At 47.1% G+C, this 14,104-nt stretch carries 10 protein-coding genes; 6 read left to right on the forward strand and 4 right to left on the reverse strand.

The features are described from left to right. Window positions 1-60: 60 nt before the first annotated feature. The 3 genes from AOU00_RS18000 to AOU00_RS18010 all read left to right on the forward strand — a co-directional run bounded on the left by AOU00_RS18000 (window position 61) and on the right by AOU00_RS18010 (window position 2,972). The gene (locus AOU00_RS18000) at window positions 61-1,260 is read left to right on the forward strand and encodes an MFS transporter (protein WP_069291243.1); all 1,200 of its coding nucleotides are present in this window, start codon (window positions 61-63) and stop codon (window positions 1,258-1,260) included. After that, entirely contained in the window at window positions 1,253-1,912 is a 660-nt protein-coding gene (locus AOU00_RS18005; protein ID WP_069291244.1) for a TetR/AcrR family transcriptional regulator, read from the forward strand. The genes AOU00_RS18000 and AOU00_RS18005 overlap by 8 nt, the downstream gene beginning before the upstream one ends. A gap of 148 nt (window positions 1,913-2,060) precedes the next feature. Beyond that, window positions 2,061-2,972, forward strand: a complete 912-nt coding sequence (locus AOU00_RS18010; RefSeq protein ID WP_069291245.1) for an AraC family transcriptional regulator — start codon at window positions 2,061-2,063, stop codon at window positions 2,970-2,972. 69 nt (window positions 2,973-3,041) lie between these two features. Here AOU00_RS18010 and AOU00_RS18015 read toward each other — a convergent pair whose 3' ends face one another. The 4 genes from AOU00_RS18015 to AOU00_RS18030 form a co-directional block, all read right to left on the reverse strand. Beyond that, on the reverse strand, window positions 3,042-4,442 hold the full coding sequence (locus tag AOU00_RS18015) for a sugar porter family MFS transporter (RefSeq protein WP_069291246.1): 1,401 nt from the start codon (window positions 4,440-4,442) through the stop codon (window positions 3,042-3,044). A gap of 226 nt (window positions 4,443-4,668) precedes the next feature. Next, complete coding sequence (locus AOU00_RS18020) at window positions 4,669-6,006, reverse strand: AraC family transcriptional regulator (RefSeq protein WP_069291247.1); 1,338 nt, start codon at window positions 6,004-6,006, stop codon at window positions 4,669-4,671. Beyond that, window positions 5,981-7,429 (reverse strand): sensor histidine kinase, encoded by a 1,449-nt coding sequence (locus tag AOU00_RS18025; RefSeq protein ID WP_069291248.1) that lies wholly within the window; start codon window positions 7,427-7,429, stop codon window positions 5,981-5,983. The genes AOU00_RS18020 and AOU00_RS18025 overlap by 26 nt, the downstream gene beginning before the upstream one ends. Further along, the gene (locus AOU00_RS18030) at window positions 7,426-8,424 is read right to left on the reverse strand and encodes a sugar-binding protein (RefSeq protein WP_069291249.1); all 999 of its coding nucleotides are present in this window, start codon (window positions 8,422-8,424) and stop codon (window positions 7,426-7,428) included. The genes AOU00_RS18025 and AOU00_RS18030 overlap by 4 nt, the downstream gene beginning before the upstream one ends. 218 nt (window positions 8,425-8,642) lie before the next feature. On the opposite strand from AOU00_RS18030, the gene AOU00_RS18035 reads away from it, so the two are divergent. The 3 genes from AOU00_RS18035 to AOU00_RS18045 all read left to right on the forward strand — a co-directional run bounded on the left by AOU00_RS18035 (window position 8,643) and on the right by AOU00_RS18045 (window position 13,959). Next, on the forward strand, window positions 8,643-10,142 hold the full coding sequence (locus AOU00_RS18035) for an alpha-glucosidase/alpha-galactosidase (RefSeq protein WP_069291250.1): 1,500 nt from the start codon (window positions 8,643-8,645) through the stop codon (window positions 10,140-10,142). A gap of 545 nt (window positions 10,143-10,687) precedes the next feature. Next, window positions 10,688-12,850, forward strand: a complete 2,163-nt coding sequence (locus tag AOU00_RS18040; RefSeq protein ID WP_081330732.1) for a glycoside hydrolase family 6 protein — start codon at window positions 10,688-10,690, stop codon at window positions 12,848-12,850. A gap of 173 nt (window positions 12,851-13,023) precedes the next feature. Further along, a complete protein-coding gene (locus tag AOU00_RS18045; RefSeq protein WP_069291251.1) occupies window positions 13,024-13,959 on the forward strand; it encodes a nucleoside hydrolase in 936 nt (311 codons plus the stop codon). Window positions 13,960-14,104 lie beyond the last annotated feature (145 nt).

Raw genomic sequence — 14,104 nt, forward strand, 5'->3', positions numbered from 1 at the left:
AATATGGTTTACACATAGTAAGGGGTTACATAGTGTAAATGGTTGGAGGGGGTTACAAACATGAGCAGCTTACCTAAGTCTGCTACATTTCCACTTTTCATTCTGATGCTGAATTTGTTTATTGCTTTATTGGGTCAAGGTATGGTGATTCCCATTCTGCCTGAATATCTGAAACAATTTAATGCGGCAGGAGCTGCTGCGGGGTATCTTATTGCCGCTTTTGGAGCAGCTCAGTTTATTTTTTCGCCCCTAGGTGGGCAGCTTTCGGATAGATGGGGACGAAAATCCATGATCATAACGGGGCTGTTTTTAACCGTCATCTCGGATCTCATGTTTGCTGTTTCTACGACATTGCCTCTTCTATATATTGCCCGATTTATCGGGGGGATAGGTATTGGACTAATGGTTCCTTCCAATATGGCCTACGTCGCTGATATTACCACTTCTGAAACCCGAGCTAAAGGAATGGGATACTTGGGCGCCTCCATGAATTTGGGTATGGTGCTTGGTCCGGGTTTAGGCGGTATGATCGCTGAGTTTGGCATCAGGGTGCCCTATTTTTTTGCTGGTGGACTTGGACTTGTAGCTACGCTGCTTAGCTTGTGTATGCCAGAGACATTACCCAAGGAAAAACGAAAACCCGCTAGCCAATGGGGCCGCCGGGAGCCAATTCGCAGCCAAATCCTAAATTCATTTCGGACATCCTATTTTCGTTATCTCCTCCTCATTCTGGTCATGACATTAGGTTTGATGAATTACGAAACAGTGTATGCTCTTTTTGTAGAACGAAAATACGGTTTTGATGCCACTAAAATCTCAATGATCATTACGGTTGGTGCAATTATAGGCATCGTTGTGCAGATTTGGCTGCTCGATTATCTCATCAAGAGACTTGGAGAGATGAGGCTAATACGTCTCTCTTTGATCATGACAGCCATCGCTTTATTGTTAATGTTACTTAAGATCAATTTAGGTTATTTGCTGGCGGTATCGGCACTGTTTTTTGCTTTTAATGCCTTCCTAAGGCCAACCGTAAGTACAATGATCGCGAACTCAGCTGGTGATCGTCAAGGATATGCCGCCGGATTGAATACAACGTATACTAGCCTAGGCAATATATTGGGGCCTATTTTAGCGGGTTTGTTGTTTGACAAGCACATTCATATTCCTTATATTTTTGGTGCACTTATTCTTGCATCTGCCCTTTTCTTAACCTTACAAAAACCAAAAAATGAGAAACGGATGGTTGCTAATGACTGAGAACTGGCACCAGAATTTGAAAAACAAAAATCGGGAAGAGCTCATTGCTGCTGCGAAGGAACTTTTTATGAAGCAAAGCTTTCTCAAAGTTAATGTTAAGGATGTATGCAACGTGGCTGGTGTAAGCCGGGTCACATTCTATAAGCACTTTCAGTCCATGAACGAACTGATCTTTGAGGTCCAGATGGAAATCCTGGAGAGCATGACCGAATTTGTTAGAAGGGCACCTTCAGCCGAAATGAGCGGTAAGAAGATGCTTACTTCGATGCTTGATGCATGGATTGATTACGCTTGGCAACATCCGGAATACATCAAGTTTATTCTTTTATTCGATCTGCATTACGAAGCTTATGATTCAAATCAAGAACTCAAAGAACAGTACAAAAATTTTGTTAGCAGGGGAAAGGAACGACATTTCCTGATGGATGCTCTGGAAGCTGGATTCCAAGATGGATCATTGAAGTCTGATACGGAACCCTTAAAGACCGCTCATTTTATCTTCACGTCTATGATGGGTATACTCCAGAAAATGAGTCTGACGTCCAAGGACGATTGGAATAACGAACTTGAGGATATAGAAATTGCTAACCGATTTGCGGGAATGTTGATTCAGTATTTAAGTCCAGAAAGTGATAAATCCCCAACCTTTTAGGCAGGAGTCCCCTAACGTAATCCAAAGAATTCCAGATCGTCCGATGGAGTGAAATAGAAGTACATGGCTCAGTCTGTTAAACTGTGAAAATAGAGCGGTTGCAGATACGTTGCTGTGTTAGCCTTATCTATTTTGTGGAGGTGCGGGGATGAACGGAAGTCTGTTTGAGCCACTGCTGCGTGACAGGGATTATATTCCCCGTTTTTTTGCTTACTATTACAAGCAATGGCATGACTATACCATGTCTTACCACGATCATCATTCTACCGAAATTATGTACATGATTTCCGGCTTTTGCAGGGTAGATGTACAAACGGGAGAGAATATGGAAGAAAGCATCACGCTGCGTAAAGGCGAGTTTATTATGCTAGACGCAGGTGTACCGCATCGACTGGTGGTGGAAGGAGAACAACCGTGCCGGATGCTAAATGTAGAGTTTGGTTTTTCGGAGGGAGTGAGAGTAGGACCGTCTATCCGACAAATGGCAGCAGAGGAGCAGGAGGTCACGACGCTCATGTCACGTCCGTTCCCGTATTTGGTACTATCGGACCCGGAAGAGGTATATTATGCGCTGAAAAGTCTCGTGCTGGAGCTGGACCAACGAAAAGAACAGCCGGGTGCAATGGCCGAGATGCTTTTTATGCAATTGCTAGTACGAATTGCACGTCTACGGGAAGAGGCAGAGCGCAGCAACACGCAGCAAACGGATATGTACATCAAACGATGCATTGAATTTCTCCATCTAAACTATGACCGAGATATTGTGGTTAAGGACATGGCGGCAGCCGTGAATCTGCACCCAGGTTATTTGCACCGTATTTTCAAAAAACATACTGGGCTAACGCTCACCGCGTATTTAACGATGCTGCGAATGGACAAGGCCCGTATGCTTCTTCAGCAAACGGACATTCCCATTCAAGAAATTGCCGATTATGTAGGCGTGGCCAGCAGGCAGTATTTTCATATGTTGTTCAAAAAGCACACAGGCCAAACCCCTGTAGAATACCGCTCAGCTGTGGAGCGCAATGTGAGGAACTATGCGGAGGAGGATGGGAGCTGATAATAAAAAACCTCTGAACCATTGCCGATTTAAGGTCGGTATGACTCAGAGGGCGTGGCTAAAGTTGGGTCATTTCCCAAGCCACATATTTTCCATCTGTTCAAGTGATCTCCCCTTGGTTTCGGGAACCTTGCGCCATATAAAGACTACGACGAACAACGAGATGGCTCCGAATAACCAGAATGTATTGGACGGGCCGGCTGAACTCAGCAGAGGAGGGAATGCCTGCGATACCAGATAATCGCCGGCCCACAATGCCATCGAAGCGATGGCTACCGCTTTACCGCGAATGCGGTTCGGAAAGATCTCTGAGATCATAACCCATACGATCGGCCCAAGCGATATAGCATAGGAGGCCACGTAGATCAATATCATGATGAGTACGAGCGGTCCGGTGGTCAAACCCATTTTGAATGCGGCTCCAATAATGACCAAACAGCAGGTCATCAATGAGGTGCCGATGATCAGCAGGACTTTTCGTCCCGCTTTGTCGATCAGCCATACGGATACGATGGTGAACAACACATTGATCAACCCGATCCAAATGGTTTGGGTCAAAGAAGCGTCCGTACCGAGTCCCATTCCTTTAAAGATAACCGGCGCGTAATACAAAATGGCATTAATGCCGGTAATATGCTGCATAATGGCGAGCATAACACCGATAAAGAGAGCGACCCGAATACCGGGAGCGAACAATTGCTTCAATGAGTCGTTCTCATTTTTGAATGATTCCTTGATATCAAGCACTTCCTGCTTAGCGGCTTCTTCACCGTGAATTTTCAGCAAAATCGGCAGCGCTTCATAAGGCCGATTTTGTTTAATAAGCCATCGCGGGCTTTCGGGTATGAAGAGCATCAAGAGCATAAAGATCAGTCCCGGAACGGCTCCCACTCCGAACATCCAGCGCCAGGCTGTTGAGACACCCCAGGCTTCATCCCCCAGGCTGACGATCCACGAATTCTGAAAATAAACCAGGAAAATCCCTGTTACGATCGCCAACTGATTTAAAGCAACCAAACGGCCTCGGTATTTGGCGGGGGCGATCTCCGCGTTGTACACCGGACAAACGGTGGAAGTGATTCCTATGCCAATGCCGCCGATCATGCGAAAGATAACATACCCGGTGAACGTGTCTTGAAGCGCAGAGCAGATCGAGCCGACGACGAATAAAAATCCGGCGGCCAGTAATACCTTTTTTCTGCCGATCTTTTCACTCATGTAGCCGGAGAGAGCTGCTCCGGTGACACTCCCGACAATCAGACTTGAAACGGCCCAACCAACCTGAAATTCGCTCAGCGAAAAACGCTGCTGTAGGAATTCGACTGCTCCCGAAACAACCGCGATATCAAAACCGAACAGGATGCCTCCGAGCGCAGCTACGATGGATACCAACGTCACAAAAAGCATATTGGGTTTTTCTGATTGAAGCGCTTTCTGTTGAGCGCTTTCATTATTGATGATTACTGCCATATGATCATCTCCCCTCCAGATCTCTGGAACCTCATTCCGTTCTTCGATGAGAAGTATAACATGCGCTTATAAAAGAAAGGCCGGTTATCGTCTTCAATAAACGGACCTTTTCATGCACGATTTTGGCTTCGGTTCCCGAATCGGAGATAGAGGGGCTGAACCTAGCATTACCTTGTCATTCGAGCTTAAAAAAATCCATGCCGATAGTCGGCATGGATGAATCTCACTATTTTTGGCCTTTAAACTCAGTGGGAGGAACGCCCGTTATCTTTTTAAAGACACGGCTAAAATAGTTCGGGTCCTTATAACCCACTTCAAAGCTGATTTCCTTAAGAGTAAGGTTGCCAGCCTTAATCAGAGAGATGGCTTTATCAATCCGCAGTCGGGTTACAAAGTCGATGAATGTTTCTCCGTATTCCTGTTTAAAAATTTTGCTGAAGTAGTGAGGATTCAAATGGATAAAATCAGCCACTTCTTCCAGCGAAAGATCATCGTTGAACCGTTCCTCAATATACATTTTCGCCCTACCCAGCATAGTCAGTGTTTGAACCTCCCGCTGTTCGCGTATCCGTTGCAGTGCTGACATGACGTACGTCTGCTGAAGCATTCCATTCTCCGCTTTGACGGCAAGCAAAGAAGCGTTTCCAGCCTCTGATGACTTCAGTTCGTCAAAGTGGCAGTAACCTCCATCCCGTTTGCGTAGGGTGGAGGCAAAAACGGCTTCGAAATAGGACTTGCGAAGTCCTTCCTCGCCGTTATGCAGCGATCCGATTCCAATGGCTGTCTTTATACCAAGTTGCTGCTGGGCAAGCTCGGAAAGCTGCTGAACAAGGTGATTAACCAACTGCCGCCAGTCGTTTTCGCCGGTGGCAGGCGGCTTGCGTAAAAAAGTGGCTACATGATGGTCAATCAAAGAGCTTACAATGGCATTCGGGCCATGCGTTTTTACATAGCTTCGGAAATGATCGTAAATTTTCTTTTTATCTTGCTCGTCCGTATATCCGTCAAAGGCGGCAATGATGGCGCTTCCCTGATCAAGAGGAAAGTCCAGCCATTCTGATAGCTGGGAAGCGCTCGAATCCACGGTCTGGTCGACCATAAGCATTAAAGCCAGCTCATTTTCTGCGAGCGGCATTAACTGTGAGATTTTATGCCTAAGCTCCAATTCTTCCGTACGTGCCCGCTTCTCGCACTCAATTTCTTCAATCAGTCGTTTCAATGTGCCGATGATCAGTTCTCGCTTCGCCGGCTTCAGAATATATTCTTTTACGCCCAAAGAGAGCGCCTTCTGGGCATAGGCAAAATAATCGTAGGCAGTGACGAGCACGAATCGGGTATCGGAAAGCCGCTCCTTTAATTCACGAAGCGCTTCAAGCCCGTCAATTCCGGGCATATTGATATCCAGAATGGCAATATGGGGACGGTGCTCTTCCGCGCATTCAATCGCCATGCGGCCGTTGCCAGCATGAATAAACCGGAATATCCCTGGCATCGCCCGTTCCACTGTCAATTCCAGTCCTTCCCTCTCCAAAGCCTCGTCATCCGCGATCAACAACCGATACATCAGTCCGCTCACTCTCCTTCTTGACTGGAATTCGTATGGTTATGGTAGTACCTCGTCCGATATTGCTATTGATTTCAACCATTCCTTCTTCCTTTCCGTAGAACAACTGCAGCCGCCTAAACACATTTTGCATTCCAAGTCCTGTTGAACTGCCGCTTTCGGCTTCGCCTTTAAGACGGAGTACGGACAGTCGGGTTTCCTCCGTCATGCCCTTTCCGTTATCCGAAATTTCAATTTGTACATCTTCGTTCGCTCTCGACAGCGTTAATACGATAATGGCTCCGCTTTCCATATCTTCCACACCATGAAGAAAAGCGTTTTCAATAAATGGCTGGATCGTCAGGGCCGGAATTTGCTGCTGAAGTACGGAAGCGTCAAAGTGAAGATCAAAGCGAATTCTGTCCCTGAAGCGCGCCTGCTGGATGGTTACGTATTCGCGGATATGATCCAGTTCCTCCTGGAGAGTTACGGGTTTGTCCAGCTTCTGCAGGCTGTACCGTAGCAGATTGGACAGCGAAACGATCAGGTCGCTGGTTTTCTCCGCTCCTTCCAGGATCGCCAGCTTGGAGAGCACATTTAAGGTATTGAATAAAAAGTGCGGGTTAATTTGATTTTGCAGAGCCAGAAGCTCCAGTTCCTTCACAAGCCGCCGCATTTCCAGACTCTGTTTATCCTTCTCGATGAGGATATTTAAATCGGTGGACATTTGCGAAATGGCGTCCGACAGTACGCCTAGCTCGTCATCCCGTCGCGGTTGGGGCCTAATATTCAGATCACCTGTGGCGATTCGCTTCGCCAGTCCGACAAGTCTGCCGACAGGGCCAGTAATGCTGCGCGAGACCCAGATGGCAAGCAAAACCCCCATCAGCGCGTTCATGCCGAATAACGCCACTCCCCATCCGTTCATTCGCTCATTCTTGTTCCGGATGTTCTCAATGATTGGCCGGTAATAAGCCAGTTCAGCATCGATCAGTTGCTGACCCTCCTCATGAATATAGCTGACGGTTTTCTCCGCTTCAATATAATGTTCAAAAGCCGATTGAGGATCTTGTGCCTTTGTATCCAGAACTGCGGCTTGTTTCTGTTCAAGAAATGTGGCCAACAGATTCATGTAATCCTCTTCGGCGAAAGAAGGGTCGGTCGAGTCGGAGACTTCCTGAATTCTGGCCTTCAACTGCATTAATTGGTATTCTGTCGGACCCTGCACAGCCTTATCGCCTCTTGGATTAAGCAGATAGGCATATAGGAGCTTTAAGTTGCTCTCCGCCGATTCGGAGGTTTGCTCAATGAGGAGAATTCGGCCAAGCATTTCATCGTAGCTCTGTTGTACGACTTTTCCGCTTTGGAATACAAAATAAGCGATGATATTGGCGAACACAACTAGAAGAGGGATAAACAGAAGCAGTTTCGTTCTGATCGTCATCGTCTGTCATCTCCGGTCATGTTGTCGGGAGTGTCCGCATGCATCTCATATACCCTGGTGTATGTTAATTCCTGGGGGGTGTTCCCCTTTAGATAATCATTCAGCAATTTTATGGCCTTAGCCCCCATTTCCTCTGGCTGTTGAACAATGGTCAGTTCGATTTTGCAATCTCTGATGGCTTCCAACGTCTCGGCCATATCGTCAAAAGCGAAAATCTGCAAACTCCGCGCGCCGCGCCGCTCCGAGGCTTCCAGAATGCCAAGGCCGTCCAGCGCACTGAATCCGACCATGTAGCGGATCTGCGGATACCGGGTGAGCATGTTCTGAGCTTGCTGTGCTGCCTGAAGCCGTGAAATATTTGAGGAGCGAATCTCCACAATGTGGAGCTTGGGATAGCGACCGATCACGGAACGAAATCCAGCAAGCCTGAGTCGCTGATTCTCGACACGCTCGCTACTGATCATAACTCCGATGTCGCCACGCTCTCCAGAGGCTTTCGCTAATAGCGCGCCCATCCGTTTTCCTGCTCCTTCGTTATCCGTTCCCACGTAAGCTAGTCTACGGGAGTCTGGTTCATCCGTATCGATCGTGATGACGGGGATGCCAAGTCCGGCTGCTTTGTCGATTAATCGGCGATACTCTGGATCATTTATCCCTTGAACCAGAATTGCATCCGCCTTACTAGCGATCGCTTTATCCAGCAGTTTGACCTGCTCGGACGGATTAATGCGGTCCGGCCCGATATAATCGAGCCGCATACCGTACTGTTCCGCTTCCTTTCGGGCTCCTTGTTCGATTGACCGCCAGTAATAATTATCCAACTCCTGTGATATCAGTACGACTTTTGTATCGGAAACCCCGTCTTTTGGAGAAACCGTCTTCAATAACTCTGCAAATTGGTGAATTTGAAAAGAAGACAAAGTGAACTGAAAGAGCAGCCAGGCAAATAGCAGGAAGACGGGGATAAGGATAAATGTCCATTTACGGTTTGACATGTATTGCTCCTTTGTCAATATTTAGAGACTTAACTCATTATACAGCAACAAAAGAAGCGTAGGCAGCTATCGTCAACGGCAAGCAGCATTTATTGAAGCGAAAGTTAGGATTTTTGACACCTAAATACGAAACTGGTCATGATTTTGATAACGCTTTCTACGGGCCTATTGCTACAATGACGGTATATACCCATTCTAATTACCGGAGGTTGAATGCCGTGTCATTTAAAGTAGCGTTTATTGGAGCAGGAAGCATCGGTTTTACCCGTGGAATTTTGCGAGATCTGTTAACGGTGCCGGAATTTAACGATATTGAAGTGGCTTTTACGGACATCAGTCAGCACAATTTGGATATGGTCACTGAGCTGTGCCAACGGGATATTCAGGAGAACGGTTTATCGATACAAATACAGTCCTCTACGGACCGAAAGATAGCTTTAAAGGATGCCAAATACGTCATTTGTACGATCCGGGTTGGCGGTCTTGAAGCCTTTGCGACCGATGTGGATATTCCGCTGAAATATGGCGTGGATCAATGCGTGGGCGATACCCTGTGTGCAGGAGGCATCATGTATGGTCAGCGCGGCATCGCTGAAATGCTGGAGATTTGCAAGGATATCCGCGAGCTAAGTGCACCGGATGTATTGCTGCTGAACTACTCGAACCCCATGGCGATGATGACGTGGGCCTGCAATAAATACAGCGGTGTGCGTACAATCGGTCTATGTCACGGCGTCCAGCATGGGCATCACCAAATTGCCGAGGTGTATGGTCTCGAGAAGCAGGATGTGGACATTGTGTGTGCCGGAATCAATCACCAGACGTGGTACATTCAGGCGTCACATGAAGGTAAGGATCTGACAGCCGGACTGCTGGAGGCTTTTGAAAAACATCCCGAATATAGCCGCACTGAAAAGGTACGCATCGACATGCTTCGTCGTTTTGGCTATTACAGCACAGAGTCGAATGGTCATCTCAGTGAATATGTACCTTGGTACCGGAAGCGTCCGAATGAAATTATGGACTGGATTGATCTAGGCAGCTGGATCAACGGAGAAACAGGCGGTTATCTGCGTGTATGTACAGAAGGACGTAATTGGTTTGAAACAGATTTCCCTAACTGGATGAAAGAAGACCCATTGGAGTACAAGGCGGAAAATCGCGGTGAAGAGCATGGTTCATACATTATCGAAGGTCTGGAAACCGGACGTGTATACCGGGGGCATTTTAATGTCGTTAATAACGGTGTGATTTCCAATTTGCCAGACGACGCGATTATTGAAGCGCCTGGATACGTGGATCGGAATGGTATCTCCATGCCACATGTAGGAGACCTTCCGCTCGGTCTTGCTGCCGTCTGCAATGTAAGTATTTCCGTCCAGCGTTTGGCTGTCGAAGCGGCTGTACACGGAGATGATAAGCTGCTGCGGCAAGCGTTTATGATGGATCCGCTAGTGGGCGCGGTGTGTAATCCGAAAGAAATTTGGCAGATGGTCGATGAGATGCTGGTGGCGCAGGAAGCATGGCTGCCGCAATATGGAGCAGCGATTGCCGAGGCGCGTCAACGTCTGGCTGCAGGCGATCTGATTCCAACCCGACCCTATGAGGGAGCAGCACGACTTAAGGTGAAGACGGTTGAAGAAATGCAACTGGATCGGGATGCCGCCAATAAAAATGCAGGGCAATCCGACAAAGGCAAGGATCGCGAAAAAGTGTAGAACAATAAGAGCAGAGATTGACTTCACTACAATAAAAGGGTGTTTTCATGGTCATGAGGGCCTGAAAACACCCTTTTACTGTCGATAGATCTGACGATTTGGCATAGTTGGCGTGCTGAAGTTTATCATTGTCGATTTAGGCTGACGGAAATTAAAGAATACGGTCTTACTTTTTATGAATTTGCTCTTTTGCCGTCGATCCTAAATCTCCCGAAAGCTTGTTATAGCAGGGATGTTCAACAAATGAAGAAACCGACTTCAGAAAAAGAGGGGCCGCGATGAACCACTAGGGTGGCAATTCATATGCCTAATTAATAATGTAGTCCTTAATTTATTCAATTTACAGCAGATTTCCAGCTCACTATAATCTAACATAGGAGGTGACAAAAAGGGGAAAATGTGAGCGCATGAACAAATAGAAAGCGCTTACCTTTTACAACTATGAACGCCGCTTTTTTTTGGAGAAAGTAGGCGTAACTCACATTTAATCATGTAACAATCAGGTGCCGACATAGGAAGATTCAACAAAATCCACGGAAAGATAGGTGAAGCAATTGAAAACAAAGCAAGTGCTTCGTAAAAGCATGAAGTATGCTTTTGCGCTATCACTCGTCGCAAGCAGCTTTCTACCAGGTGCAGGATTTACGGATAAAATACATGCAGAATCCCATGTGGACAATCCTTACCAAGGGGCGACAAAATATATTAGCCCTGATTATGCGGCTAGTGTCGACACATCGATTGCCAAAATTACGGATGCCAATCTGAAAGCAAAAATGCAAACGGTCAAAACATTCCCGACAGCCGTATGGCTTGATCGTATCGCTGCTATTAACGGCGGTGGAGGCAAGCTTGGCCTGGAAGCGCATTTGGACCAAGTATTGGCGCAAAAGAAAGGCAGCACACCGATTACGGCGGAATTTATTGTGTATGATCTGCCCGGACGGGATTGTCACGCCTTGGCTTCCAATGGTGAATTGCCGCTGACCCAGGCAGGTCTGGAAACCTATAAAAAGGATTATATTGACAAAATAGCTGCTATTTTTGCAAATCCCAAATATAAGGATATTCGTATCGTAGCGATCATTGAACCAGACAGTTTGCCAAATCTGGTAACTAATCTGGATGATCCGAAATGTGCACAAGCCAAGTCTACAGGAATCTATGAAGCTGGCGTGAAGTACACAATGAATAAGCTGAACGAGATTCCGAATGTGTACAAATACGTAGATATCGGTCACTCTGGTTGGTTAGGTTGGGATAACAACCGTTCAGCAACGGTATCCCTGTTTACAACCATTTTCAAAGATACTAGCAAAGGTCTGGCCAGTGTAGATGGCTTTATCACGAATACAGCCAACACTTCACCGCTGACAGAACCTAATTTGCCTGATCCAAATCTGAATATCGGTGGACAGCCGATCAAATCGTCCAAGTACTACGAATGGAATCCTAATTTCGATGAATCGGATTTCGCAGAGGCATTGCATAGAGATTTTGTCAGCGCAGGCTGGCCGAGCTCACTCGGTATGTTAATTGATACAGGCCGTAATGGATGGGGAGGACCTAACCGTCCGACTTCCGCAGTCGGCAGTGATATTAACTCCTATGTAAACTCAGGCCGTGTTGACAAACGCTCGCACCGTGGTAACTGGTGTAATAACAGCGGAGCAGGTATGGGAACGCCGCCACAAACGGCTCCAGCTGGCCATATTGATGCCTATGTATGGGCGAAACCTCCGGGTGATTCCGATGGTTCCAGCTCACTCATTCCGAACGATGAGGGTAAAGGCTTTGACCGTATGTGTGATCCTACCTATACAACCAAGGATGGCACATTAACAGATGCTTTACCGAATGCACCTATTTCAGGAGCATGGTTCCATGATCAGTTTGTAATGCTGGTACAAAATGCGTACCCTGCTATCGTGCCTTCCACTGGTGGTGTGGACCCAGCGCCTACAGCTCCAGCTGTACCGTCAGGCTTAAAGGCTGTTGTGGGCAATGCTCAAGTAACGCTGACTTGGAATGCGTCTACTGGTGCCGATAGCTACACGGTCAAACGCGCCACTAGCGAAGCAGGTCCTTTTACAGCCGTTGCGCCTCTTGTAACGGAAAGAGAGTACACGGATAAGGGACTGACGAACGGAACAACTTACTTCTATGTTGTAAGTGCTACGAATGCGAAAGGAACAAGTAAGGATTCCGCAGCGGTAAGCGCTGAACCTAAAGGTACACCGACAGATCCAACAGACCCTACAGATCCTACAGAACCAGCGGGAGATCTGGTTGTAATGTACCGGGCCGGGGACACTGATCCAGCGAATAACGCAGTCAAGCCTTTCTTTAACTTGAAAAATAAAGGAACAACACCTGTGAAGCTGAGTGAGCTGAAAATTCGTTACTATTTCACGAAAGATGGCAGCCAGGAGCTGCAATCTGCAGTAGACTATGCGCAAGTAGGTAATGATAACGTGCTGCGTACCTTTACTGACAACTATATTGAAATTGGTTTCAGTCCTGCTGCCGGTACGCTTGCTGCCGGAGCGCAAACAGGTGATATTCAGATCCGCATGAACAATAGCGACTGGTCCAACCTGGACGAATCCAATGATTACTCCTTCGATCCAACCAAAACCTCTTATGCAGAATGGAACAAAGCAACGTTGTTCCACAATGATAAGCTGGTGTGGGGAATCGAGCCTTAGGATTTGGTCAGAACATGTGCTCTTGAATGATTGAAAAGTATTAAAAGAAGGTTACGGCATAACTGTCGTAGCCTTTTTTACGTCTTCGAATAAAGAATTTGATGACCAAGGGAATAAGCATTGAAATTGTGTATAATGAAAAAAAGAATGCTGTTCTACTGTGGAGGGTCATCATGAGCAAAAAGTTAATCTTAGATGTAGATACTGGCATTGACGACGCGCTTGCTATTGCGTACGCGGTCCATTCGCCGGAATTGGAGCTACTCGGTATTACAACCACCTTTGGTAATATCTCGGTGGAGGAGGCAACACGTAACTCACTGATTCTGCTGGAAAAACTGGGGGTAGAGGCTCCCGTCGTGTCTGGCGCTCACAAGCCGTATGCTCGGGAGCTGTTTAAACCTTATTCCCGGCATATTCACGGCGAAGACGGTATTGGCAATCAGTTGAAAGGAGCACCTTCCCGTCAGGCTGCGTCTGGGGATGCCGCTGATTTTATAATCGGACAGGCTCGACGCCATGAAGGCAAACTTACCCTGGTAGCTGTGGGACCGCTGACCAATCTTGCGATTGCATTGGATCGCTGTCCCGAATTACCCCAATTGCTTGACCGCCTGATCATCATGGGCGGCGCGGTCACAGTGAAAGGGAATGTAACTCCGACGGCTGAAGCGAATATTTACGCCGATCCAGAAGCCGCAGCCTATGTGCTGGGAGCGGGCTTTCCGCTTACGCTCGTTGGGCTGGACGTCACGATGCAAACGCTGCTTCCACAGCAGGATGTGGACAAATGGCGTGAGCAAGGGACCGAGCTGGGTGCGTTTATGGCAGATATGACAGACTTTTATATGGAAGCTTATCGCAACTTCAGACCTGGTATTGCAGGCTGTGCTTTACATGATCCACTGGCTGTAGGATTAGCGATAGATTCCAGCTTTGTGGAGACGCGTCCAATGCACATTGCCGTTGAGGTGGGCGATTCCACCGAGGTTGGTCGCACCCGTGAGGTGCAAAATGAGAACGAAGCTCAAGCACTGACTACGGTTGACGTGGCACTTAAAGTCGATGCGGAGCGATTTTTGCGTCATTTTCTTAGCCGGGTGGTATAAAAAAATAATTCGAAGATTGCCGATGAATCTGCATCGGCAATCTTTTGTGCATACATGTTTTAAGGGCATTCACCTAAAGGCGGACTCACCGTTATAAAAATTCCATATCATGTTAGAATAGGTATAGTTAGAAAAACTGCCGGAC

This window comes from Paenibacillus polymyxa, from assembly GCF_001719045.1.
Lineage (GTDB): Bacteria > Bacillota > Bacilli > Paenibacillales > Paenibacillaceae > Paenibacillus > Paenibacillus polymyxa_B.

Bases quoted from the DNA above. Each gene is read 5' to 3' on its own strand.
- AOU00_RS18000 (WP_069291243.1), top strand. From the start codon at position 61: ATGAGCAGCTTACCTAAGTCTGCTACATTTCCACTTTTCATTCTGATG.
- AOU00_RS18005 (WP_069291244.1), top strand. From the start codon at position 1,253: ATGACTGAGAACTGGCACCAGAATTTGAAAAACAAAAATCGGGAAGAG.
- AOU00_RS18010 (WP_069291245.1), top strand. From the start codon at position 2,061: ATGAACGGAAGTCTGTTTGAGCCACTGCTGCGTGACAGGGATTATATT.
- AOU00_RS18015 (WP_069291246.1), bottom strand. From the start codon at position 4,442: ATGGCAGTAATCATCAATAATGAAAGCGCTCAACAGAAAGCGCTTCAA.
- AOU00_RS18020 (WP_069291247.1), bottom strand. From the start codon at position 6,006: ATGTATCGGTTGTTGATCGCGGATGACGAGGCTTTGGAGAGGGAAGGA.
- AOU00_RS18025 (WP_069291248.1), bottom strand. From the start codon at position 7,429: ATGACGATCAGAACGAAACTGCTTCTGTTTATCCCTCTTCTAGTTGTG.
- AOU00_RS18030 (WP_069291249.1), bottom strand. From the start codon at position 8,424: ATGTCAAACCGTAAATGGACATTTATCCTTATCCCCGTCTTCCTGCTA.
- AOU00_RS18045 (WP_069291251.1), top strand. From the start codon at position 13,024: ATGAGCAAAAAGTTAATCTTAGATGTAGATACTGGCATTGACGACGCG.